This window comes from Kribbella sp. C-35 (genome assembly GCF_046549195.1).
Taxonomy (GTDB): Bacteria; Actinomycetota; Actinomycetes; order Propionibacteriales; family Kribbellaceae; genus Kribbella.
Window position 1 is genome coordinate 1,263,841 of record NZ_JAJPWG010000002.1, and the last position, 21,489, is coordinate 1,285,329.

Consider the following 21,489-nt stretch of genomic DNA (forward strand, 5'->3'; position numbering starts at 1 on the left):
CTCATGTCTGTTTCACGCAAGTTCTCGGCCTTCGCCGCCGGGGCCGTTGCTCTCGCGCTCGCTCTCGCCGGTTGCGGCGGCTCGGACGACGGCGCGGGCGGCGACCTCCAGGAGGTCAACTTCGGCTACATCGCGGACTACAACGGTACGAGCCTGCTGGCGATCGCGAACGACCAGAAGCTGTGGAAGAAGCACGGTCTGAAGGCGAATACCAAGGTATTCACGAACGGCCCGCTGCAGATCCAGGCACTCGGCACCGGCGACCTCGACTTCGGCTACATCGGCCCGGGTGCGTTCTGGCTGCCGGCGTCCGGGCAGGCGAAGATCGTCGCGATCAACACCCTCGGCAACGCCGACCGGGTGATCGCACGCTCCGGTACCACCTCGATCGACCAGCTCCGCGGCAAGACCGTCGGCGTACCGGAAGGCACGTCGGGTGACATGATCCTCACGCTCGCCTTGCAGAAGGCCGGGATGACGAAGCAGGACGTCAAGGTCGTCAACATGGACGCCTCGACGATCGTCTCGGCGTTCGCGTCGAAGAAGATCGATGCGGCGGGCTTCTGGTACCCCGCGATCGGCACCATCAAGAAGCAGATCCCGGACCTGACGGAGCTCGCCAAGAACTCCGACTTCGAGTCCCAGGTCTCGTTCCCGACCGCGTTCGTGGCCGGCAACGACGTCGTGTCCGGCGAGAAGGACAAGACCGAGAAGACGATCGCCGTACTGCGGGACGCGATGGCCTACCGCTCCGCGAACCCGGACAAGTCGATCGAACTGACCGCGAAGATGCTGAGCGTGCCGGTCGACCAGGTCAAGGCCGACGCGAGCAACGTGAAGGTGCTGCCGGTCGACGAGCTGGACGCGAAGACCAAGGACGGCACGATCGACAAGTGGCTGAACGGGATGGCCGACTACTTCGTCCAGGCCGGCAAGCTGAAGTCGAAGGCCGACCCGAAGACCTACTACACCGGCGACCTGTTCACCACGGCGGCGGCCAAGTGAGCGAGCCGAAGAACATCCTCTTCCTGATGACCGACCAGCACCGGACCGACACGCTCGGTGCCTACGGCAACCAGTTGGGGACCACCCCGAACCTCGACGAGCTGGCCCGCACCGGGACCCGGTTCGACCGCTGGTACACGCCGACGGCGATCTGTACGCCTGCCCGCGCCAGCCTGCTCACCGGCCAGGCGCCGTTCCGGCACAAGCTGCTGGCGAACTACGAGCGGAACGTGGGGTACCTCGAGGACCTGGGTGAAGGCACGTTCACGTTCTCGCAGGCCTTGCAGGACCGCGGATACAACTGCGGGCTGATCGGCAAGTGGCACGTCGGCACCAACAAGTCGGCGGGTGACTTCGGGTTCGACGGTCCCGATCTGCCGGGCTGGCACAACCCGGTGGATCACCCGGACTACCTGGCGTACCTCGAGGAGCGGGGCCTGCCGCCGTACGAGATCTCCGACCGGATCCGCGGGACATTGCCCAACGGCGGGCCCGGCAACCTGCTCGCCGCCCGGCTGCATCAGCCGGTGGAGGCGACCTTCGAGCACTACCTCGCGACCCGCGCGATCGAGATGCTCGAGCGGTACGCCGCGGACGATGGGAAACCGTTCTTCCTGGCGCTGCATTTCTTCGGGCCGCACCTGCCGTACATCCTGCCGGACGAGTACTTCGACCTGATCGATCCCGCGGATGTCCAGCTGCCACGGTCGGTCGCGGAGACGTTCCAGGGCAAGCCGATGGTGCAGAAGAACTACAGCGCACACTGGACGTTCGACACCATGCCGATCGAGACCACGCGCAAGCTCATCGCGATCTACCAGGGGTACGTCGCGCTGATCGACATCCAGCTCGGCCGGGTGCTGGAGGCGATGCGCCGGCTCGGGCTCGCCGACGACACCTCGGTCTTCTTCACCTGCGACCACGGGGAGTTCACCGGCTCGCACCGGCTGCACGACAAGGGTCCGGCGATGTACGAGGACATCTACCGCACGCCCGGTCTGATCCGCGTGCCGGGGCAGCCGGAGGGCGTCGTACGGAACGAGTTCGTCAGCCTGCTCGACTGCACCGCCACGATCCTCGAACTGGCCGGAGCCGACCCGAAGCCCGCCGTCGACTCGCGGAGCCTGCTGCCGCTGGTGGGTGGCGAGCCGGCCGAGTGGGACGACGACATCGTGTGCGAGTTCCACGGGCACCACTTCCCTTACCCACAACGGATGCTGCGCACGGACCGGTACAAGCTCGTGGTGAACCCGGACTCGGTGAACGAGCTCTACGACCTGGAACTCGACCCGGACGAACTCCTCAACGTGTACGAGCGCCCGGAGCAGGCCGACGTACGGTCGCGGATGATGCGCCGCCTGTACACGGTACTGCGAGAGCGGGGCGACAACTTCTACCACTGGATGACATCCATGTACGACGTGGGCGAAGTCGGCTACGACCCCACCATGAGCGGCCTCGACGAGGCGACGTATCAGGCGCCGGACGTGTGAGAGTTGCGGCGCTTCACGTATAGGCGGTTGCTGGTCGGGCCTGTCCACTCCATTCGGACGACTCCGGGGACTGCGGCGTCAGCGGTGCGGGTGGGGTCGGCCCAGTAGCCGAGGGCGGGGTTTCGGAAGAAGGTCGCCCACAGGTGGCCGGAGGCGTCGACGAAGAGGTTGTTGTGGCCGGCGCCGACGCCTGCGGTCCAGCGTTTCGAGTACGGGCCCTCGAAATGGTCGGAGACCGCCATGATCAGGTCGTACTGGTACTGGACGCGGCCTGGCGCGGGCGGGTCGTAGGCGTTGCGTGCGCTGCCGTCCGGGTTCGTCGAGGCGCGATCCCAGGCGGCGTGCATGAGGTAGTACTTTCCGCCGTACTTCAGCACGTACGCACCCTCGATGTAGGGCTCGGGCGAGTACGGGCTCTGCTGGAACGTGGGCAGACCGGTCGTGGGGACGATGTCTTCCATGTCGTCGCGGAACCGCGCGTAGAGGTTGTTGTGCAGGACGAGCCACGCGTCGTCACCCTCGGAGTACAGGCCGCCGTCGATGTGGTGGTAGGCGCCGGGCAGGACGAAGGCAGGGCCGCCGACGAACGAGTCGCCGAACGGCTTCAGGAGGTTGCCCTGGGCAACTCGGTACGGGCCCTCGACCCCGCCTTCGCTGATCAGCAGGAACGATCCGACCTTGCGGGAGTGGTCGCCCATGCAGGCGACGATGTACCAGGTGCCGCGGAAGTAGTGCAGTTCGGGCGCCCAGGCGTTTCCACGTTTGCCGAACTGGTCGTCGTACCAGTACTCCTGCCACGGAGCGACGACGGTACGGCCGGGCGTGTTCTCGCCGGCGAACTCGGGTGACCAGACCTTGCCCAGCTCCGCGCCGGGCCGGATCCCGCTCGTGTCGGCGAGCCGCCACGGGCCGTGCAGCGACGGTGCGGTCCAGACGAAGATGCCGTCGTTCCACGGGCCGGCTGCGGGTCGCCCTGGTACCCGCGTCGTGCCTGTCGCGACGTACAGCGGGCGGCCGTTGACTGTGAAGCAGTTGACGTATGTGTCGCGCATCCACACGCGCCCGAGTTCCTCGTCACGAGGCCGTAGTTCGAGCGGCAACACGAAGGAGTTGTCGTCACGCGGCCACAGGTCGAGCCGGGTGTCAGCCGCGCCGTACGGCTCCAGCTCGGGCCACTCCGCCGGGTGTTGCCGCGGCGGGCTCACAGGGCTTCCGTACGCCGTTCCGCCCGGTAATGCCGCGGCGCCGACGGCCCCGGCCAGGCCGCCCAGGACTGTCCTCCTGTTGACGTGAGCTCGCTCCATCTGCGCATCCTCCTTCAGTGAGCAGGACACCCTGCCCCACCCGGAGCACACGCTAATCAGACTCATTTCAACGGTGAACAACCGACAAAAAGCTCGTTTTCCCGGGTGATGTCAAGAGGGGGCGGACGACTCCGACCTACCTGTGACGGCGCCGAAGCGCGGGGCCGATGGAGTGAAGGAGCAGTTCGATGTCAGAGGTTCGGGTTCACAACTTCGCGATTTCGCTGGACGGGTTCGGCACCGGGGACGTGCAGTCGCTCGAGGCGCCGTTCGGGCATGCCGGTGAGCGGTTGCACGACTGGCTGGTCGCCACACGGTTCTTCAAGGCCGCGGACGGGCTGCCCGGCGGCACCGTCGGCGTCGAGAACGCCTACGCCGAGCAGCACGAGCGCGGGATCGGGGCCGAGATCATGGGCGCCGGCAAGTTCGGCCCGCCCGGATGGCAGGACGACCCGGAGTGGAAGGGCTGGTGGGGCCCGAACCCGCCGTTCCACACGCCGGTGTTCGTGCTTACCCACCGCCCGCGCGCGTCGATCGAGATGGAGGGCGGTACGACGTACCACTTCCTCGACGCCACGCCGAGCGAGGCGATCGAGCAGGCCCGCGCCGCGGCCGACGGCGGCGACATCCGGGTCGGCGGCGGGCCCACCGTCGTACGCGAGTTCCTCGCCGAAGGCCTGATCGACTACGCGCACGTCGCTCAGGTCCCGATCCTGCTGGGCCGCGGCGTCCGGCTGTGGGACGGGCTGGAGGCGCTCGAGGACACCTACAACATCGAGGTGGTCACGAGCCCGAGCGGCATCACCCACCTGACCCTCACGGCCAAGACTCGCTGAAGATCAGCTGTCCAGCCCTGCGGTGCCTCGGGCTCGTCGCGTCCAGCTCTTCTCGGCACTCCGCAGGGGCAGTTCCACGGTGGCGCGAAGCCCGCCGCCGTCGCGCGGAGTGAGGGTGAGGCTTCCGTTGTGGGCCTGCGCGATGCTGTTGACGATCGCCAGGCCCAGCCCGACGCCCGCGTGGTCGGACCGGGTCCGTTCGGCACCTCGTTGGAACGGCTCGACCAGCGTGGAAACCAGGTGTGCGGTGAGCTTCTGGCCGGTGTTCTCCACGGTCAGCCGCACGGTCCGGGAGCCGACGGCGGTGCGGACCCAGATGCTGCCCTGGTCCGGCAGGTTGTGGACGATCGCGTTGTGCACCAGGTTCGTCGTGAGCTGCAGGAGCAGCGAGTTCGAACCCATGGTGGGGGCCACCTCGCCCGAGGTCTCGATGGTGAGGCCGCGCTTCTCGGCGAGTGGGAGCAGCGTTTCGGTGGCCTCTTCCGCCAGGAGGGAGAGGTCGACAGGTTCCCGGATGAAGGTCCGCTGGTTGGCGCGGCTGAGCAGGAGCAGTGCCTCGGTGAGGTCGATCGCCCGGGTGTTGACGAGGTGGAGGCGCTCGACGAGTTCGCCGGTGTCGCGGTTCAGATCCTTGCGGGCCACGTCGAGCAGCGTCTGGGTGATCGCCAGCGGAGTGCGCAGTTCGTGGGAGGCGTTCGCCGCGAACCGCTGCTGTTCGGCGTCGTGCGCCTCGATCCGGGCGAGCATGACGTCGAAGGCGTCGGCCAGCTCGCGGAACTCGTCCGTACGGCCCTCCAGATGGATCCGGTGCGACAGCGAGCCGTTCGCGGCCAGGCGGGTCGCATTGGTGATGCGCGTCAGTGGCGCGAGCATGCTGCCGGCCAGAATCGAGCCTCCGACGAGACCGAAGACCAGTAGGAACGCCAGCATCATGGTCACCTTCGGGATGAAGGCACGCATCAGGTCGGAGCGATCGGGCGTCCGCATCGGGCCCATGGTCACGTCGGGTACGTACCGCAGCAGAAAGACCCACACGACCGCGAGCAGCAAGGCACCCGCCAGCATGATGAATCCCGCATAGCTGAGGGTCAGCTTGAGCCGAACGCTCAGCCCCGGCTCCCTATCCACGCCCCTCAGCTCCCGTGTCGATGCGGTAGCCGGCGCCGGCGACCGTCGCGATCAGCCAGGGCTCGCCGAGGCGTTTGCGCAGGGCCGAGACAGTGATCCGTACGGCGTTGGTGAACGGGTCGGCGTTCTCGTCCCAGGCTCGCGCGAGGAGATCCTCGGCGCTGACGACCCCGCCTTCGGCAGCGACCAGGACCTCGAGTACGGCGAACTGCTTCCGGGTGAGCGCGACGTACCGGCCGTCGCGGTAGACCTCGCGGCGGAACGGGTCCAGCCGCAGTCCCGCGATCTCCCACACCGGCGGCCTGTTGTGGGCGCGCCGGCGGTCGAGCGCCCGGAGCCGGAGGACCAGCTCCTGCAGTTCGAACGGCTTCGTGAGGTAGTCGTCGGCGCCGAGCTCGAACCCCGACGCCTTGTCGTCCATCCGGTCGGCCGCGGTCAGCATCAGGATCGGCATACCGCTGCCGGAGGCAACGATCCGCTTGGCGATCTCGTCACCGGACGGGCCGGGGATGTCGCGGTCGAGAACGGCGATGTCGTAGCTGTTGATGCTCAGCAGCTCCAGCGCGGTGTCGCCGTCGCCGGCCACGTCGGCGGCGATCGCTTCGAGGCGCAGGCCGGCGCGGATGGCGTCCGCCATCTCAGGTTCGTCCTCGACGATCAGTACCCGCACAGTCTCGATGGTACGAGGCGTCACATATCGCCCGCATATCCAAAACCGGATACGCGCTGACAACACCCGCCTGTTTTGACTGGACCCATGTCCGCCAGCGCACCGTCAACAGGCCGCCGTACCTTCCGGGCGGCGCTCGTCGTCGCCAACGTGGCGATCATCGGCGTGTTCATCCACCAGTCGCTCGCGTTCCCGTCATTCCCGGCCGGATCCACGCTCGGCGAGACGGACGGCGCCGTACCTGACGGCGTGACGGTCTTCGACGACATCCCCGCGGTCGCCAACCTCGATCCGGCGCTGCTCGTTGCCCTGCGCAAGGCTGCGAGGGATGCCGCGGACGACGGGGTCAAGTTCTTCGTCAACAGCGGCTGGCGTACGCCGGCGTACCAGGAACACCTGCTCCAGGAGGCGGTCTCGAAGTACGGCTCGGAGAAGGAGGCCGCCCGCTGGGTCGCCACGCCTACGACGTCACCGCATGTGTCGGGGCAGGCGATCGACATCGGGCGCTCCGACGCGACGGCTTGGCTGTCCGAGCATGGTTCTAGGTATGGCCTGTGCCAGATCTACGACAATGAGCCGTGGCACTACGAGCTACGCCCGGAGGCTGTGACGCGCGGCTGCCCGCCTCGGTACGCCGACCCGACGCACGATCCGAGGATGCAGGGGTGACGCTGACCGTCGCGCCGATCAGCTCGGCTGAGCATCTGGAGTTCGTGCAGGCCCAGCGGTCAGTGAGCTTCCTTCAGACCCCGGCGTGGGGCCGTGTGAAGACCGAGTGGCGTAGCGAATCTCTCGGCTGGTACAACGGGCGGCGGCTCGTCGGCGCCGGGCTCGTTCTGCACCGGCCGGTGCCGCGCCTCGAGCGCCATACGCTGGCTTACCTGCCCGAAGGGCCGTCCATCGACTGGACCGGCGATCTCAGCAGGTGGCTCGACCCGTTGGCGGCGTACCTGAAGGCGCAGGGCGCGTTCGCGATCCGGCTGGTTCCGCCGCTGCGCACTCATGTCTGGACCACCGCTCAGGTCAAGGTGGGGATTGCTGATCCGGGCGTCGAGCGGCTCACGGACGTGCCTGGTGGGAGCGTCGATCCGGTTGGTGCGCGGGTGGCTGGTTGGCTGCGTGACGCCGGTTGGTTGGCGCAGAATCCGGAGGACGGGTTCGGGGCGGGGCAGCCGCAGTTCAAGTACGAGGTTCCGCTGGCCGGGCGGAGCGAGGACGACGTACTCGGGGGGATGAATCAGCTCTGGCGGCGCAACATCAAGAAGGCGGCCAAGGCAGGCGTCGAGGTCACGGTCGGCTCAGACTTGAAGGCGTTTCACGACCTGTATGTGCACACCGCCGAGCGCGACCATTTCGTGCCGCGGCGGCTGCAGTACTTCGAGACCATGTTCGCTGAGATGAGTGCGGAGGACCCCGAGCGGATCAAGCTCTACCTGGCTCACCATCAGGGCGATCTGGTCGCCGCCACCATCCTGATCCGTGTCGGGGCCTACGCGTGGTACTCGTACGGCGCGTCCGCGACCGAGAAGCGGGAGGTGCGCGGCTCGAACGCCTGCCAGTGGGCGATGATCCGCGACGCGCTCGCGGCCGGCTGCGACATCTACGATCTCCGCGGCATCACCCCGACCCTCGACGCCGACGACCCGCACGTCGGGTTGATCCAGTTCAAGGTCGGCACCGGCGGCCAGGCGGTACGGTACGTCGGTGAGTGGGATCTGCCGCTCCGGCCGGTGATGTATCGGGCTTTCGACCTCTACATGAGGCGGCGCGAGTACCTGAGAGGCAAGCGAAGATAGCGTGATGGTCAAGGACTGGCAGCACCTGGTCACCACCTTCAACGGCATCGCCCTCCTCACGATCGCGGCCGCGCCGGTGGCCGTTCTGGTGGTGTGCGTTCTGGCCTTTCGGCGACGTACTGGCGAGCACCCTTGGCGTACGTCGGTGGCCGAGGTCGGCATCGTCTACGGGACCGTGCCAGTGGTCTGGATGACCATGCTGCCGGGCAGCCACGCCGGCGAGGTCCCGGGTCGCTTCAGCCTGATACCGCTGCGGGACCTGCTCACGATGTCGGCGCCCGGGATTGTCGGCAATCTGCTGGTGTTCGCGGCGCTGGGGTTCTTCGTTCCACTGCGATTCTCGGCGCTGGCGTCGATACCGCGGGTCCTTGCACTCGCGGCCGGTTGTTCGGTGCTGGTCGAGGTCGCGCAGTACGTGCTGCGGCTCGATCGGGTGTCCTCCGTGGACGACGTACTGCTCAACACCGCCGGCGCCGGGCTGGCCGCGTTGGCGTCGTGGCGCTGGTGGCGCTCGTTGCGTGGCCCGGGGACATTTCGTCGGCATATCGAAAACCGGATACAGGCTGACAACACGACCTCCCCTTGACTTGGAGGTATGACCTACAGCGAACCGGCTGCTACGGCGGTACGGCGCACTGCCGCGGGCCTCACGGTCTTCGGGTGCGAGCCGGACGAGGCCGCGTTGTTCCGCGAGTTGGCGCCGCGCTTCGGCATCGCACCGATCATCACCGAGGCGGCCGTCTCCGAGGCCACCATCGAACTCGCCTTCGGCAGTCGATGCGTCAGCGTCGGCCATAAGACGCGAGTCACGAACGCCACCCTGCTCGCACTCAGCCGGATCGGCGTCACGTACATCTCCACCAGGAGCGTCGGCTACAACCACATCGACGTGCGGTACGCCGAGCGAGTCGGCATCCGCGTCGAGAACGTGGCGTACTCACCCGACAGCGTGGCCGACTACACGCTCATGCTGATGCTGATGGCGGTACGGAACATGAAGTCGGTGCTCCGGCGCGCCGACGTACACGACTATCGGTTGAGTGCCACCCGCGGGCGAGAGCTCCGCGACCTGACCGTCGGCGTCATCGGAACGGGTCGCATCGGCAGTGCGGTGATCGACCGGCTGCACGGGTTCGGCTGCCGGGTGCTTGCCTATGACAAGGATCCCGGAACACGTGTTCCGCTGGACGAGCTGTTGCTGCAGAGCGACATCCTCACGCTGCACACGCCGCTTACCCCGGAAACCCATCATTTCCTGGATCGCCGACGGATCGGGCAACTGAAACCCGGCGCGTTCGTGGTCAACACCGGACGCGGAGCACTCCTCGACACCGAGGCGCTGGTCGCCGCCCTCGAAAGCGGGCGGCTGGGCGGCGCCGCACTCGACGTACTCGAAGGCGAGGAAGGCATCTTCTACGCCGACCGCCGCGACGAACCCGTCGAGAGCGAACTACTGCTGCGGCTGCAGAAACTGCCGAACGTGCTCATCAGTCCGCACACCGCCTACTACACCGACCACGCGCTGAGCGACACGGTCGAGAACTCCATCATCAATTGCCTGAATTTCGGAAGCAGGGAACAGCATGGATAGGTTGAAGATCGGCGTCCTCTTCGGGGGCATTTCCGAGGAGCACCACATCTCGGTCAAGTCCGCGCAGGAGATCGCGAAGAACCTCGACCTCGAGAAGTACGAGCCGTTCTACGTCGGCATCACCGAGCACGGCGCCTGGAAACTCTGCGACGGCCCCGGTCCGGACTGGGAGAACGGCAACTGCCGTCCGGTGGTCCTGTCGCCGGACAGCAGCGTGCAGGGCCTGCTCGTGCTGGAGTCCGACCGGCTGGGTTCGCGGATCAGGCAGGGGCAGTACCGGACGATCAACCTGGATGTGGTGTTTCCGGTGCTGCACGGCAAACGCGGCGAGGACGGCGTGATCCAGGGCCTGCTGGAACTGTCCGGTATCCCCTACGTGGGCTGCGATGTGCAGAGTTCCGTGCAGTGCATCGACAAGTCCCTGACCTACACCGTCGCCCGCAGCGCCGGCATCGCGACCCCGAACTTCTGGATCGCCACGGCCGACCTCGATCCCGAGCAGCTCCCGTACCCCGTCTTCGTGAAGCCGGCCCGTTCCGGGTCGTCGTTCGGCGTCAACAAGGTCTCCAGCAGCGCGGAACTGCCGGAAGCTTTGGAAGCCGCCGGCCAGTACGACGCGAAGGTGATGATCGAGGAGGCTGTCATCGGCAATGAGGTCGGCTGCGCGGTCCTCGGGAACGAGGTCGATCTGATGACCGGCGAGCTCGATCGCATCGCGCTGTCGCACGGTTTCTTCAAGATCCACCAGGAGGACTCGCCGGAGACCGGATCCGAGAACTCGACGTTCGTCGTACCGGCCGATATCCCGGAGGAGTCGCGCGCGCTCATCCAGGAGACCGCGCAGGCCGTGTACCGCGCGTTGGGATGCGGCGGGCTGGCGCGCGTCGACATGTTCCTCACGGCGGACGGGAAGGCGGTCCTCAACGAGGTCAACACCCTGCCCGGTATGACGTCGTACAGCCGCTATCCCAGGATGATGGCGGCGGCCGGCGTACCGCTTGGTGAGGTGATCGACCGGCTGGTGTCGGTGACTCTGACCGGGAAGCTCCAGTGAACGCTGACTTTGCTTTTGTGGATGAGGTGGCGCCTGGGATTCGGTGGGATTCCAAGTACGCCACGTGGGACAACTTCACCGGCAAACCGGTGGACGGCTACCTGGTGAACCGCATCGTCGGCACCAGGGCTCTGTGCGCGGCGCTGGAGACAGCACGTGAGAAGGCGGCACCGCTGGGCTTCGGCCTGCTGCTGTGGGACGGCTATCGCCCACAACGTGCCGTGGACAACTTCCTGCGCTGGGCCGAACAGCCGGAGGACAGGCGGACGAAGCCGCGGCACTATCCGAACATCGACCGTCGTGAGATGTTCGAAAAGGGCTATGTGGCAACGAAGTCCGGCCACAGCCGGGGCAGTACCGTCGACCTGACGCTGTACGACCTGTCGACCGGCGAACTGGCGCCGATGGGCGGCTACCACGACCTGATGGACTCGATCTCGCACCACGGCGCCACCGGCATCACCTCGCAGGAAGCTGACAACCGCCGGCACCTCTGCTCCGTCATGGAGTCCGCGGGTTTCAGCCGGTGCGACCACGAGTGGTGGCACTACACGTTGCTGGACGAGCCGTACCCGGACACGTACTTCGACTTCCCGATCGCCTGATGGACATCCGTCCCGCCCGCAGCACTGACGCTGTCGCCATCAACGAGTTGCTGGACGAGCTGGGCTATCCGCAGTCTGATCCCGCTGCGACGGCGGCGCGCATCCAGACGTGGTGCGACGATCCCGCCGGAGCGGTGTACGTCGCCGACACCGACCAGGGTGTCCTAGGCGTCATCGCCGTACACACCTGCCCGTTCTTCGAACGCGAAGGCACGTGGGCCCGCATCGTAGCCCTGGTCGTCTCCCCGCGGGCCCGCCGCCAAGGCATCGGCTCCCGACTTGTCGCAGCTGGAGAGTCCTTCGCCACCCACCACGGCTGCCTCCGCATAGAAGTAACCAGCTCCCCCCACCGAACCCAAGCCCACACCTTCTACCAATCCCACGGCTACACCATCACCCCCACCCGCTTCCTGCACCCTCTGCCCACTTGAGCGTTGCTCTCCAGCTCTCGAGGGAAGTCTTGATGTAGGTGAGGTCGCGTAGGTAGCCGGCGCCGTGACGCCAGGGCTCAGGCTGTTCCCATTGCGCCTGCCAGCCGGGTCGTCCTTCGGAGGCCCAGATCCGCATCGTGTCGTACGCCGCTTGGACGCGAACTGGAATGGTGTCGAGGACCGCGTGCCACTGCTCTTTCGTGCACCCGTAGGCGTCCCTGATTCGCGCAAGTCGTTCGTGCACGGGAGTTGGGCTCGGCCAGCCCATGGGTTCCAGATTCTCCGGCGCGGCCAGAGGGACGAGGGTGTAGGCCAGGTACGCCAGGTCCCACGCGCGCGGGCCGGGTGCCGCCGTATCCCAATCGACGAAAGCCACGATCGCGCCGTCGCGGGCAATCAGGTTCCACGGGGCGGTGTCGTTGTGGCAGATGACTTCCGGCTCGCCGACCGGTACGGGTGGCGACTGCCACGCGCCGGTCGCCGGACTCCAGCCCTCGACGGCGTCGTGGTACCTGCGCAACAGGGCGGCCGCGCTGTCGAGCACCACCGGCTCGAACAACATCGGACCAGGTGGCCAAGGGGTCTCACCCGACACCTTGGAAAGGATCTCGCGACCGTCCTGGTCGATGCCGAGGAATCGCGGCGCTCCGGCGAACCCACTGGCCTCGAGATGCTCGAGAAGTCCATGAACGGACGCGGACCAAGGCCCGACCGGCCGCCGAATCGTCTGCCCGATCTCCGAGACCTGATTGATGCCCCCATCAAGGCGCCGCTCGTCCACGCCCCATGCTCCCACGCGTTTCAGAAGCAGAACGGGTGGCCGGCTGGGTCGGCGTACACGACGTTCTGGAGGTGGATCGCACCCAGCTCTTGGGCACGCGCCATCGCGGCCTTGGCTGCCGGGGTTTGGAAGTGGGGAAGTTCGTGGTCGACCGTGAATCGGTAGTCGACGTGCAGCTGCGCCGGATAGGCGGGGTCGGGCCATCGCGGAGCGAGCAACTGCGCGTGCTGAAACGCCAGGTCGGGCAGCTCATCGTCGTCGAGGTCGATCACGACTCGCTCAGGGGAGTCTTCGAGTCGCTCCGGTACGCCGATGAAACCCTCGTAGAACCTTGCGAGCGAGCGCGGGCTGAAGCAGTCGTACACCAGGCGGGCGACCGCCGGCCCGGTCGTCGTACGGGACGGATCTGGGTAGAGGCAGAGCGGGTGTCCAGCAGGATCGGCGTACACCCGGTGGTCGGCGTCGTCCTGAAGCAAGGCCCCGCCCGCGGCGAGGACGCGCGTGCCAGCGGCGTCCAGATCCGGTACGGCGATGTCGAGGTGGATCTGCTGTGGGTACTCCGGGTCGGGCCATCGCGGCGGCCTCTGATCCGACCAGCCGTCACCGTCGAATCCGATCCGGAACTGGGGGCTTCTCGACAGGAAGAACGTTCCGTAGGCGTCGTACAGCTGCCAGCCGAGTACGGCGTGGTAGAAGTCGGCCAGCGCCGTCCTGCCGTCCTCACCACCGAGCGAATCGGGGCATCCGATGTAGACCGTCATACCGGCGTCGTCCGCGAGAAGATGCACCACCGCCGCCTCCTGAGTCGCCTTGGTGTGCGACGTACCCACCGAGCGACCGTCGGAATCACTCAGGTGTCCCGCTCTGCGTTCACGCCGATGGGACTTTGCTCAGGATCTGTGCGGCGTCGTCGTTGTCGGGGTCGAGGTCGATGGCACGTCGGAGGGCGCTCCTTGCCAGGTCGAGCTCCCCGTCCAGCTGATGGGCGCATCCGGTCATCGTCCAAGCACTGGATGAGTCCGGACGCAGCTCGGTCCACACGCGCAGGAGGGGCCAGACCAGGCTTGGGCGGTGCAGCTCGATCGCTCCCCACGTGGCGTCGACGAACCCCTCGTCGTCGAGTTCGAACTCGGCCGGCTCGACCGCCGCTAGCCGGTGGAACTCCACCTTGGCGGCTTCCGGCCCCGACGCTCTCAGCACCTCGGCGACCGGTCCGACGACCGAGCGCGGGAAGGCGCGGAGGTCGATCATCCCATCAGGCTTCGCCGAGAGTGGCACATCGGCGAGGGCGATATCGAGCGCGGCCGCGGCGATGTCCGAAGCAGGAATGTTGTTGGAGTTGGCCAGCACGACAACGCCCGTCCGCAGCTCAGGCACCATCACGAGCCTCGACCCGAACCCGGGGTCCGAACCGGCGTGGCTCACCGTTCGATGCCCGCGGTAGCTGCCCACGAACCAGCTGAGTCCCACCGCGTCCATCCACGGTGGGCGCCCCAGCTGCATCACCGGCTGCCACATCAGCTCGAGCAGTGCGGGATCCAGCCGCGCCCACTGCCCGTCGGATCCCCCGGCCGGCGCGAAGTGGGCCACCATCCAGCGACACATCTCGACCAGATTGGAGTGCAGAGTCGAACTCGGGGCATGGCGCCTGGTGTACGGATACGAGCCCTCGGGCACCGACAGCGGCATCCCCACATGCGGTGAGGCAGCCAGATTTGCGGGTACTTCGCCACGCAGGAAGGTGCTGTTCTGCATTCCGAGTGGTGCCAGGACCAGGTCCCGGACGGCGTGCTCGAACGTCGTACCCGTGACCCTGGACAGCAACAGCCCAAGCAGCTCGAACCCGGCGTTGGAATAGGAGAACGCCGAACCCGGCTCCGACTGCAGCCGCCAGTCCGCCAGGCTGCGAGCGAACTCGCTCAGCGCGTCGTCGCCCAGCTGAGGATCGTGCCAGCCGTAGTCGTCGATGTCGGGTAGTCCGCTCGCGTGGCTCAACAGGCGCCGGGCTGTGACCTCCCGTTCCCGACCGTCGGCCAGCGTGAACTCAGGCACCCATTCGGTGATCGGAGCATCCAGATCGAGCACCTTTTCGCCGGCGCCACTCGCCAACGAAACGATCGCGGTCGCGACAAAGGGCTTCGACACCGAAGCCAGGTGGAACATCGTCTCGGGCGTAACCGGCGTACCGGTCCCGACGTCACGGACGCCGAACCCACGCGAGACAACCTCCTCATCCCGCACCACGGCAACGCCCAGACCTGCCACCTCATGCGAGCCGAAAAAACTCTCGACCAGCGGCCACAACTCTTCTTCCACACTCCCCCGAAGGCCCGCCCCCACGTCCATCTGCCGAGAGTACGCGCATTGTGACTCCCGGTCTCCCGTTCGCCTCCCGGCCGGCGGTCAGAATGTGGCGATCGGGTTGACCGGGCTTCCCGACGTACCGGCGAAGCGGACCGGGGCGACCGCGAGCTGGAAGTCCCACTGGCCGAGCTCGGCAGCCGTTGTCGCGCACTCCTCCAGGTCGCAGTTGTCGAGCAGCCACAGCCCCATCGCAACGAGGCTCACGGCGTGCACGGGCATCAGTACGTCGTCGTACCCCGACGGCTGTACGTCCTGGGGCGTGTCGGCGCCGATCAACGCGACCTCCCGTTCCTGCAGCCATGGCAGGCAGGACGCGTGCCAGCCGGCCTGCGTGAAACCGCCGGCCGCACCGGCCTCGTGCCTGACGCGGCCGTAGCCGGTCCGCAGGAGTACCGCATCGCCGGATTGCACCCGCACACCCTGGCGACGCTCGGCCTCCTCGAGATCCTCGGGAAACACGCCGTCACCGGGTTCCAGCCACGGCACATCGCGGACCGCCGCAACGTCCAGCAGAACACCACGCGTGACGATCCCGTTCGCCGCCGCCGTGACGGCCGCCCACGCCGATCCCGTCGCGGGGTCGACCAACGAGTGCGACCGCCCGTTGTACATCTTGCCGTCCCAGAAGAGATGGCACGGCGAGTCGAGGTGGGTGATCGTGTTGCCGTGGAAGAAGATGCCGAGCCGCTCGTTCGAGAAACCCCAGTGGCGATCGTTGTGGAACGCAGCCGGCATGTTCTCGGCACCCGGCATGTCGGCAGCGCACGGGCACGACGTCGTCGACCGCTCCATTTCCTCCGGTACGGCGACCTCCCAGCCGCACGACACGCTCCGCCCATGACGCACAGCCCGCGCCGCCGCCAGCCGCACGTCGTCAGTGATGTGATTCAGAGTCCCGAGCTCGTCGTCATCACCCCACCGCCCCCAGTTCGACAACACGTCGAAGTACCCGAGCACGTCGTCCTGCGTCGGTCGCCCTGCCGTCATCCCACCATCACTCCTCCAAGACCCGCCGAACTGGCATGAAACTACATCGCCAGGCCACGGCTGGGTCAGCCCGGCTTGACCGCCAGCGTTGCAAAATAGTGCGACATGTATTCAGCGGAGGCGTCGGATTGGTGCGGCGCTTCCGCGAAGCCGGTGAGGGCGAACCCCGCGGCGAGTTGCCCGCCGATCTGGTCGGTGAGGGTGTGGCTGTATTCAAGAGCGGCATCCGCGCCGAACTTCGTGGCGCGTTCCTCGGCGGAGTACTGCGTGACATCGCTGTAGGGCAGCTTGTGCACGACGATCAGCTCGCCGCGCTCGTCGAGCGCCTCGTGGTCGAACAAGTACACATCAGGGTTGAGGAAGCCCGCGAGCAGAGTTCCGCCCGGTCGCAGGACGCGGAAGCACTCACGCCATACCGGTGCCAAGTCTGGTACGAACAGATTGGAGACCGGATGGAATACGACGTCGAATGTCGCGTCGCCGAACGCGCTGAGGTCGCGCATGTCGCCTAGGACGGTGCGCAGCTCGAGTCCGTCACGCGCCGCCACCATCTGGTCCTGGCCGAGCTGGCCGGGTGAGTTGTCGAACACGGTGACCCGCGCCCCTGCGGCGGCAAGGATCGGACCCTGCTGGCCACCGCCGGAAGCCAGGCACAACACGTCCTTGCCGGTCAGGTCCGTCGGCAGCCAGGAGCGATCGACTGGCTCATACCCGATGAGAACAATCGACCAGTCGCCCCTGCGGGCGCGCTCGACATCCTCAGCACTCACCGGCGTCGACCACTCGTTGCCCTCTTGAACATACTTGTCCCAGGCCGCCCGATTGTGGGCAACGGGGTCGACACCATCGTCCTGCACGTTCAACTCCCTGCTACATCCAACCGGACACCTACGGCACTGACAGCTCAGTCCCGCTAGCCAACACGATCCCAGGGTGCGCGCTCAACGAAATTACCGGGCACCGAGCTGTCCACGGCGGGACGACACTCGTTCCCTTACCGACAACTCGTTCTCGGCTTCCTGGTTGTTGCGAGTTGTCGACTGGTATCCGACACCCGTCCACCAGGTGATCTGCTGCGACGATCGCGCCATGAGCCGATCCAGCGATGAGGTATCTGCTTGGATGGGCGCTGATGATGACGCAACCAACACTGTTCTTGACCGTGGGACTTCCATGCACCGGGAAGACCACTGCCGCGCGGCGCATAGAGATCGAGCACGGAGCGCTTCGCCTGACGAAAGACGAATGGGTGAAGGCTCTCTACGGGCACGCGAACCCGGACGCGGCCCAGCGCGTGATCGAAGGACGGCTGATCCAGATCGGCCTCCGCGCTCTCGAACTCGGCAACAACGTCGTGATCGACTACGGACTCTGGAGTCGAGACGAGCGCTCCGCCCTACGCCGGGCCGCAGCAGACATCGGCGCGATAGTAGAGATGCGGTACTTCGAACTCCCCGCAGCCGAGCAACGCAAACGACTCGACCAGCGACAAGCCGAAGCACCACACACAACCTGGCCCATGTCGGACGAGGAACTCGCCGGGTGGGCCGCCACCATCGAGATCCCAACACCAGGCGAACTGGATGGCACCGAACCCATCGATGCCCCACCGGCCGGATTCGCAACCTGGGACAAGTGGCGCAACCATCGCTGGCCACCGGCAGTCGCCTGACGTTCCTCGTCCGCAAGCGGCTCCCAGATCGCTCCAACGGGACCGCAACAACAGGCCAGGGGCGAAAGCGCCTCCTGACTTGCGGATACTGCTGGTGAAGCTTAGGGGATTCGAACCCCTGACCTCTTCCATGCCATTCACACCTGACCACCGAACGACGACCGGACCGCACCCGGTGCCGCTTACCGGCGAAATCTTCTCCAGATCAGCACCGGAAGCATGCTCACGCTCGACGGCTGGGCTAATCACCTTGCCCCAGAAGGGGATTCCCAATCGGTCATCGGCCGGCTGCCATCCACGCTGGGTCTCAGGGACCGGTGGGCGTGCGGCTTGCGGATCAAGTCGCGAGAGCCCGCCAAAGGTCCCCACGAGAGTGTGCACGTACGCGCAATCGTGGAGAAGCCGAGCGACTCGTAGAGACGGCGCGATGCCGGGTAGCCGTCGTCTCCGCGTGGAGCGAGGGACCGGTTCAGTCGCGCCTGCTCGGGGCGACCTCGCGCACCATCACGCAGTTGCCCAGGCCCTTTGGCCGGTCGTAGGTGAAGCCCTCGCGCTCGTACATCGTGCGGGTGCCGTTGTAGAGGAACGAGGAGTTCTTCTTCCGGACCCCGCCGGTGTCGTGCGGGTAGCCCTCGACCAGGCCGCCGCCGCCCTGGGCGATCAGCTCGACCGCTCCGCGCAGGGCGATCGCCGCCAGGCCGTGACCGCGAAAGCCGCGCTCGACCAGGATGCAGGTGACCCGGTAGTCGGGCAGTCGCTCGGCAGTGGCGACGTACTCCTTGCGGTGCTGGATGTTGGGCAGTTCCTCGGGTGATCCGTACTCCGCCCAGGCGACGGCCCGGTCGCCGTCGTAGACCAGCGCCGCGTGCGCGATCCCGTCGGCCACCAGACGTTTCTTGAGCGCCCGGTTCCCCTCGGCGGTCTGGCCCTTCTCCGCGCAGTCGGGATGGAAATGCGTGCACCAGCAGCTGGCGAACATGCCCTTGTTCCGCTCGACGAGAGCGGCGAAGTCGTCGAACGTCTCCGGCGTGAGCGCCTTGACTGTGAAGTCGGACATGCCGACAACGTACGCCCGATTGCGGACGTTCTGCGTCCGGTAGCGATGGACGAGATCCTGCCCCGAAACCGGTAGTCACTCAGGTCATGCAAGAGGCCGGTCTCCCGAAGGGGAAACCGGCCTCTGACCTGCGGTGGAACTTAGGGGATTCGAACCCCTGACCTCTTCCATGCCATTCACACCAAGCCACCGAGCGGCCTACAGCGAACGCCTCAACTCGATCCACCAACGTCCATGTACGTCGGGTGCGATACAACCCCGTTGTCGCTCAGTTGGACACTCGGTTCGCTGTCGCGGAGATCTACCGCCTGGCAGGATCTGAATATCCGGTTGACGGCGGACTGGTCCGATCGATCGGATGGGCTCGTGAGTCCCCGCGAGATCCAGGCCGCCCCGGCCGACATCGACACGCCGCTCGTCCGCGAGCTGGTGGCCGCGCAGTTCCCGCAGTGGGCCGCGTTGCCGTTGGAGCCGGTCGCCTCCAGTGGATTGGTGAACGCGATCTACCGTCTCGGTACCGATCTGTCCGTACGGCTGCCGCTCCGGCCCTCGATCACCGACATAGTGCAACGGGAGCAGGCGAAACTCGCGGCACTCGCGCCGTTCCTGCCTGTGGCCATCCCTTCTGTCGAGGCGATCGGCTCACCCACCGACGCGTTCCCGGGCGAGTGGTCCGTCCACCGCTGGCTCGCCGGTACGCACCCCTCCGCCGACGCGCTGGCCGATCCGCGGGGGCTGGCGACGGACCTCGCGGCGTTCGTCGACGCGTTCCGGCGGATCGACCTGCCGGACCGGCAGCCGGTGTATCCGGGCGAGCGACGTACGCGAGCTCCGATGGTCTCGATGGACTCCTCGACGCGGGAGGCGATCGGCGAGCTGGATGGCCTGATCGACACTCGCGCAGCGCTGGCGTCGTGGGAGGAGTCGCTCGCGGCGCCGTACGACGGGCGCGAGGTGTGGGTGCACTCGGACCTGACGCCGAGCAACTTGCTCGTGTCGGCGGAGGGCCGGCTGACCGCGGTGCTCGACTTCGAGACGTGCGGTGTCGGCGATCCGGCGTGCGACTTGTTTCCCGCATGGCACCTGCTGCCCGCGAACGTCCACGACGAGTTCCGCGCCACGCTGCACGTGGACGACGCGACCTGGCTCCGCGGACGCGGGCGCGTACTGTCCCAGGCCGTGATCGTGTTGCGGTACTTCAAGGACACCAACCCGGCGCTCACGAACTACGCGCGACACGCCGTCGGCAAGGTCCTCGCAACCCCTCGGTGAGCCCAAAGTCACTCAGGTCATGAAAAGGCCGGTTCTCCGAGTGGAGAACCGGCCTCTGAGCTGCGGTGGAGCTTAGGGGATTCGAACCCCCTGACCTCTTCCATGCCATTCACATCTGGTCACTACACGTCAGCAGATCGGTCTCCTGCTGACGTCTGCCAGACGCCAGCTCGCGCAGCCTTTCGGTGCCCGGAGAATTCCAACGGGTTGTGGCCGTCGGTAGCGTGAGGCCGTGACGATGTTCGCGAATAGGACTCGGGTGGACAGGTCCCCGAAAAGGGCAAACGAGACTTCGTTCGGCTTCCTGGACCGAACTGGGTCGACGTTCTTCGATCCCGTCCGCGATCTCCTGGAGACGTGGGTCGGCCGGGTTCCCGCCGAGCATCGTTCCGGCATCGTCGGCAACCTCACGGGCGGAGACGACACATTCGAGAGCGCTCTGTGGGAGTTGTACCTTTACGTCGTCGAGACTGGGTCCGGTCATCAAGTGGAGATCCACCCGGACGTTCCTGGCACCTCCAAGCACCCCGACTTCCTGGTTCACGGGCCGGCACCGTACTACCTGGAGGCGGTCGCGGTCGGCCGTCCACCAAGACACGTGGCTGCTGATAGGCGACTGCGAGAACTCGAGATGATCCTCGACCAGGTGCGCGTTGACGGAGTCACGTTGAGCTTCGAACACCACCAGGTCGGAACGAGACCAGTTCGTGCCACCAGGCTGCGAGATCAGCTCCTCCGGTGGATCGGCTCACTGGACCTGGTGGGGCTGGCCGCGCAAGCCGAAGCCGTCGGACGCACTCCCCGTCCAACCCTCCGATTCGAGGACGATGGATGGCTCCTGAGCTTCGAGGCGTTGCCGACGAAGAGCAGCGTTTCCGGCGGATCACCGCTCATTGGGATACGCGGTTCAGGGCGGGCGAAGGGAGTAGACAACAAGACAGGTCTCCGGCGTGCTCTCGACTCGAAAGCAAACAAGTACGGAACGAAGCTGCCGTTCCCGCTAGTCACCGCCGTGCTCAGCAACACGGAGTTCCCAACGCGCGACTACGACGTGTCCGCCGTGGTGCACGGCGTCAGTGCGTTGCCGCCCGCCAGCGTCGTGGATCCGGCCGAACTCCATACCGACGGACACTGGCGCACCAAGAACGGCTGGCGCCGGTCCCACAACCCGAATGTGATCGTCGCCGCGGACCTGAACCTCTACACCCTGGCGACTAGAACACCAACCCTATGGGCCACATTGGACCCGGCGGCCACCGTTGTTGGCGATATCAGCTGGGCAGACCCGGTGAATGTCGGCATACAGGACCCCCAGCCAACCGGACGCGCCCCCGCGCTCGACGCGCTCGGCATTGACGCCACGTGGTGCTTCGGCCCGCCCGACTTCGACGACTGACCAACGGCACGGGCCGGCATCAGCATCCGGGCCGCCTGCGGTCGTGC

Annotated in this window: 22 protein-coding genes; 13 read left to right on the plus strand and 9 right to left on the minus strand. The window is 66.7% G+C overall.

Features of this window, described 5'->3' with window-relative positions; all coding sequences use genetic code 11:
- Positions 1 to 3 precede the first annotated feature (3 nt).
- On the plus strand, positions 4 to 1,005 hold the full coding sequence (locus ACLJOO_RS18520) for an aliphatic sulfonate ABC transporter substrate-binding protein (protein WP_410788412.1): 1,002 nt from the start codon (positions 4 to 6) through the stop codon (positions 1,003 to 1,005).
- Positions 1,002 to 2,498 carry a sulfatase-like hydrolase/transferase gene (locus tag ACLJOO_RS18525; RefSeq protein ID WP_410788413.1) on the plus strand — a complete coding sequence of 499 codons (1,497 nt, stop codon included), beginning with the start codon at positions 1,002 to 1,004 and terminating at the stop codon, positions 2,496 to 2,498. The genes ACLJOO_RS18520 and ACLJOO_RS18525 overlap by 4 nt, the downstream gene beginning before the upstream one ends.
- On the opposite strand, the gene ACLJOO_RS18530 is transcribed toward ACLJOO_RS18525, so the two are convergent.
- On the minus strand, positions 2,480 to 3,802 hold the full coding sequence (locus ACLJOO_RS18530) for a family 43 glycosylhydrolase (RefSeq protein ID WP_410788414.1): 1,323 nt from the start codon (positions 3,800 to 3,802) through the stop codon (positions 2,480 to 2,482). The genes ACLJOO_RS18525 and ACLJOO_RS18530 overlap by 19 nt on opposite strands.
- A gap of 188 nt (positions 3,803 to 3,990) precedes the next feature.
- Between ACLJOO_RS18530 and ACLJOO_RS18535 the strand changes: the two genes are divergently transcribed.
- The gene (locus tag ACLJOO_RS18535) at positions 3,991 to 4,638 is read left to right on the plus strand and encodes a dihydrofolate reductase family protein (RefSeq protein WP_410788415.1); all 648 of its coding nucleotides are present in this window, start codon (positions 3,991 to 3,993) and stop codon (positions 4,636 to 4,638) included.
- A 3-nt stretch (positions 4,639 to 4,641) separates the two neighbouring features.
- Here ACLJOO_RS18535 and ACLJOO_RS18540 read toward each other — a convergent pair whose 3' ends face one another.
- Positions 4,642 to 5,766: a sensor histidine kinase gene (locus ACLJOO_RS18540; RefSeq protein WP_410788416.1), complete on the minus strand. Its 1,125-nt coding sequence runs from the start codon at positions 5,764 to 5,766 to the stop codon at positions 4,642 to 4,644.
- Positions 5,759 to 6,436 carry a response regulator transcription factor gene (locus tag ACLJOO_RS18545; RefSeq protein WP_410788417.1) on the minus strand — a complete coding sequence of 226 codons (678 nt, stop codon included), beginning with the start codon at positions 6,434 to 6,436 and terminating at the stop codon, positions 5,759 to 5,761. The genes ACLJOO_RS18540 and ACLJOO_RS18545 overlap by 8 nt, the downstream gene beginning before the upstream one ends.
- A gap of 87 nt (positions 6,437 to 6,523) precedes the next feature.
- On the opposite strand from ACLJOO_RS18545, the gene ACLJOO_RS18550 reads away from it, so the two are divergent.
- From ACLJOO_RS18550 to ACLJOO_RS18580, 7 genes are read left to right on the plus strand one after another with little or no spacing between them, the layout of a single operon-like run.
- Entirely contained in the window at positions 6,524 to 7,105 is a 582-nt protein-coding gene (locus ACLJOO_RS18550) for a M15 family metallopeptidase (protein WP_410788418.1), read from the plus strand.
- Complete coding sequence (locus ACLJOO_RS18555) at positions 7,102 to 8,232, plus strand: lipid II:glycine glycyltransferase FemX (protein ID WP_410788419.1); 1,131 nt, start codon at positions 7,102 to 7,104, stop codon at positions 8,230 to 8,232. The genes ACLJOO_RS18550 and ACLJOO_RS18555 overlap by 4 nt, the downstream gene beginning before the upstream one ends.
- Positions 8,233 to 8,236: 4 nt before the next feature.
- Complete coding sequence (locus ACLJOO_RS18560; protein ID WP_410788420.1) at positions 8,237 to 8,818, plus strand: VanZ family protein; 582 nt, start codon at positions 8,237 to 8,239, stop codon at positions 8,816 to 8,818.
- A 9-nt stretch (positions 8,819 to 8,827) separates the two neighbouring features.
- A complete protein-coding gene (locus tag ACLJOO_RS18565) occupies positions 8,828 to 9,823 on the plus strand; it encodes a D-isomer specific 2-hydroxyacid dehydrogenase family protein (protein ID WP_410788421.1) in 996 nt (331 codons plus the stop codon).
- Positions 9,816 to 10,877, plus strand: a complete 1,062-nt coding sequence (vanA, locus tag ACLJOO_RS18570; protein WP_410788422.1) for a D-alanine--(R)-lactate ligase — start codon at positions 9,816 to 9,818, stop codon at positions 10,875 to 10,877. Before ACLJOO_RS18565 ends, vanA begins: the two co-directional genes overlap by 8 nt.
- Positions 10,874 to 11,482, plus strand: a complete 609-nt coding sequence (gene vanX, locus ACLJOO_RS18575) for a D-Ala-D-Ala dipeptidase VanX (protein ID WP_410788423.1) — start codon at positions 10,874 to 10,876, stop codon at positions 11,480 to 11,482. Before vanA ends, vanX begins: the two co-directional genes overlap by 4 nt.
- Entirely contained in the window at positions 11,482 to 11,913 is a 432-nt protein-coding gene (locus ACLJOO_RS18580) for a GNAT family N-acetyltransferase (protein ID WP_410788424.1), read from the plus strand. Before vanX ends, ACLJOO_RS18580 begins: the two co-directional genes overlap by 1 nt.
- Here ACLJOO_RS18580 and ACLJOO_RS18585 read toward each other — a convergent pair.
- The 5 genes from ACLJOO_RS18585 to ACLJOO_RS18605 form a co-directional block, all read right to left on the minus strand.
- Complete coding sequence (locus tag ACLJOO_RS18585; protein ID WP_410788425.1) at positions 11,876 to 12,694, minus strand: aminoglycoside phosphotransferase family protein; 819 nt, start codon at positions 12,692 to 12,694, stop codon at positions 11,876 to 11,878. The genes ACLJOO_RS18580 and ACLJOO_RS18585 overlap by 38 nt on opposite strands.
- A gap of 20 nt (positions 12,695 to 12,714) precedes the next feature.
- On the minus strand, positions 12,715 to 13,524 hold the full coding sequence (locus ACLJOO_RS18590; protein WP_410788426.1) for a VOC family protein: 810 nt from the start codon (positions 13,522 to 13,524) through the stop codon (positions 12,715 to 12,717).
- A gap of 40 nt (positions 13,525 to 13,564) precedes the next feature.
- Positions 13,565 to 15,040 carry a serine hydrolase gene (locus ACLJOO_RS18595; protein ID WP_410788427.1) on the minus strand — a complete coding sequence of 492 codons (1,476 nt, stop codon included), beginning with the start codon at positions 15,038 to 15,040 and terminating at the stop codon, positions 13,565 to 13,567.
- A 57-nt stretch (positions 15,041 to 15,097) separates the two neighbouring features.
- Positions 15,098 to 16,045 (minus strand): cyclase family protein, encoded by a 948-nt coding sequence (locus ACLJOO_RS18600; RefSeq protein WP_410788428.1) that lies wholly within the window; start codon positions 16,043 to 16,045, stop codon positions 15,098 to 15,100.
- 65 nt (positions 16,046 to 16,110) lie between these two features.
- On the minus strand, positions 16,111 to 16,902 hold the full coding sequence (locus ACLJOO_RS18605; protein WP_410788691.1) for a class I SAM-dependent methyltransferase: 792 nt from the start codon (positions 16,900 to 16,902) through the stop codon (positions 16,111 to 16,113).
- A gap of 278 nt (positions 16,903 to 17,180) precedes the next feature.
- Between ACLJOO_RS18605 and ACLJOO_RS18610 the strand changes: the two genes are divergently transcribed.
- Positions 17,181 to 17,717 (plus strand): ATP-binding protein, encoded by a 537-nt coding sequence (locus tag ACLJOO_RS18610; protein ID WP_410788692.1) that lies wholly within the window; start codon positions 17,181 to 17,183, stop codon positions 17,715 to 17,717.
- Positions 17,718 to 18,186: 469 nt separating this feature from the next.
- On the opposite strand, the gene ACLJOO_RS18615 is transcribed toward ACLJOO_RS18610, so the two are convergent.
- A complete protein-coding gene (locus ACLJOO_RS18615; RefSeq protein ID WP_410788429.1) occupies positions 18,187 to 18,774 on the minus strand; it encodes a GNAT family N-acetyltransferase in 588 nt (195 codons plus the stop codon).
- 366 nt (positions 18,775 to 19,140) lie between these two features.
- On the opposite strand from ACLJOO_RS18615, the gene ACLJOO_RS18620 reads away from it, so the two are divergent.
- Positions 19,141 to 20,046 carry an aminoglycoside phosphotransferase family protein gene (locus tag ACLJOO_RS18620; protein ID WP_410788430.1) on the plus strand — a complete coding sequence of 302 codons (906 nt, stop codon included), beginning with the start codon at positions 19,141 to 19,143 and terminating at the stop codon, positions 20,044 to 20,046.
- Positions 20,047 to 20,278: 232 nt separating this feature from the next.
- Positions 20,279 to 21,442: a hypothetical protein gene (locus tag ACLJOO_RS18625; RefSeq protein ID WP_410788431.1), complete on the plus strand. Its 1,164-nt coding sequence runs from the start codon at positions 20,279 to 20,281 to the stop codon at positions 21,440 to 21,442.
- Positions 21,443 to 21,489 lie beyond the last annotated feature (47 nt).

Bases quoted from the DNA above. Each gene is read 5' to 3' on its own strand.
- ACLJOO_RS18530 (WP_410788414.1), bottom strand. From the start codon at position 3,802: ATGGAGCGAGCTCACGTCAACAGGAGGACAGTCCTGGGCGGCCTGGCC.
- ACLJOO_RS18565 (WP_410788421.1), top strand. From the start codon at position 8,828: ATGACCTACAGCGAACCGGCTGCTACGGCGGTACGGCGCACTGCCGCG.
- ACLJOO_RS18610 (WP_410788692.1), top strand. From the start codon at position 17,181: ATGACGCAACCAACACTGTTCTTGACCGTGGGACTTCCATGCACCGGG.
- ACLJOO_RS18595 (WP_410788427.1), bottom strand. From the start codon at position 15,040: ATGGACGTGGGGGCGGGCCTTCGGGGGAGTGTGGAAGAAGAGTTGTGG.
- ACLJOO_RS18615 (WP_410788429.1), bottom strand. From the start codon at position 18,774: ATGTCCGACTTCACAGTCAAGGCGCTCACGCCGGAGACGTTCGACGAC.
- ACLJOO_RS18535 (WP_410788415.1), top strand. From the start codon at position 3,991: ATGTCAGAGGTTCGGGTTCACAACTTCGCGATTTCGCTGGACGGGTTC.
- ACLJOO_RS18560 (WP_410788420.1), top strand. From the start codon at position 8,237: ATGGTCAAGGACTGGCAGCACCTGGTCACCACCTTCAACGGCATCGCC.
- ACLJOO_RS18550 (WP_410788418.1), top strand. From the start codon at position 6,524: ATGTCCGCCAGCGCACCGTCAACAGGCCGCCGTACCTTCCGGGCGGCG.
- ACLJOO_RS18520 (WP_410788412.1), top strand. From the start codon at position 4: ATGTCTGTTTCACGCAAGTTCTCGGCCTTCGCCGCCGGGGCCGTTGCT.
- ACLJOO_RS18580 (WP_410788424.1), top strand. From the start codon at position 11,482: ATGGACATCCGTCCCGCCCGCAGCACTGACGCTGTCGCCATCAACGAG.
- vanA (WP_410788422.1), top strand. From the start codon at position 9,816: ATGGATAGGTTGAAGATCGGCGTCCTCTTCGGGGGCATTTCCGAGGAG.
- ACLJOO_RS18600 (WP_410788428.1), bottom strand. From the start codon at position 16,045: ATGACGGCAGGGCGACCGACGCAGGACGACGTGCTCGGGTACTTCGAC.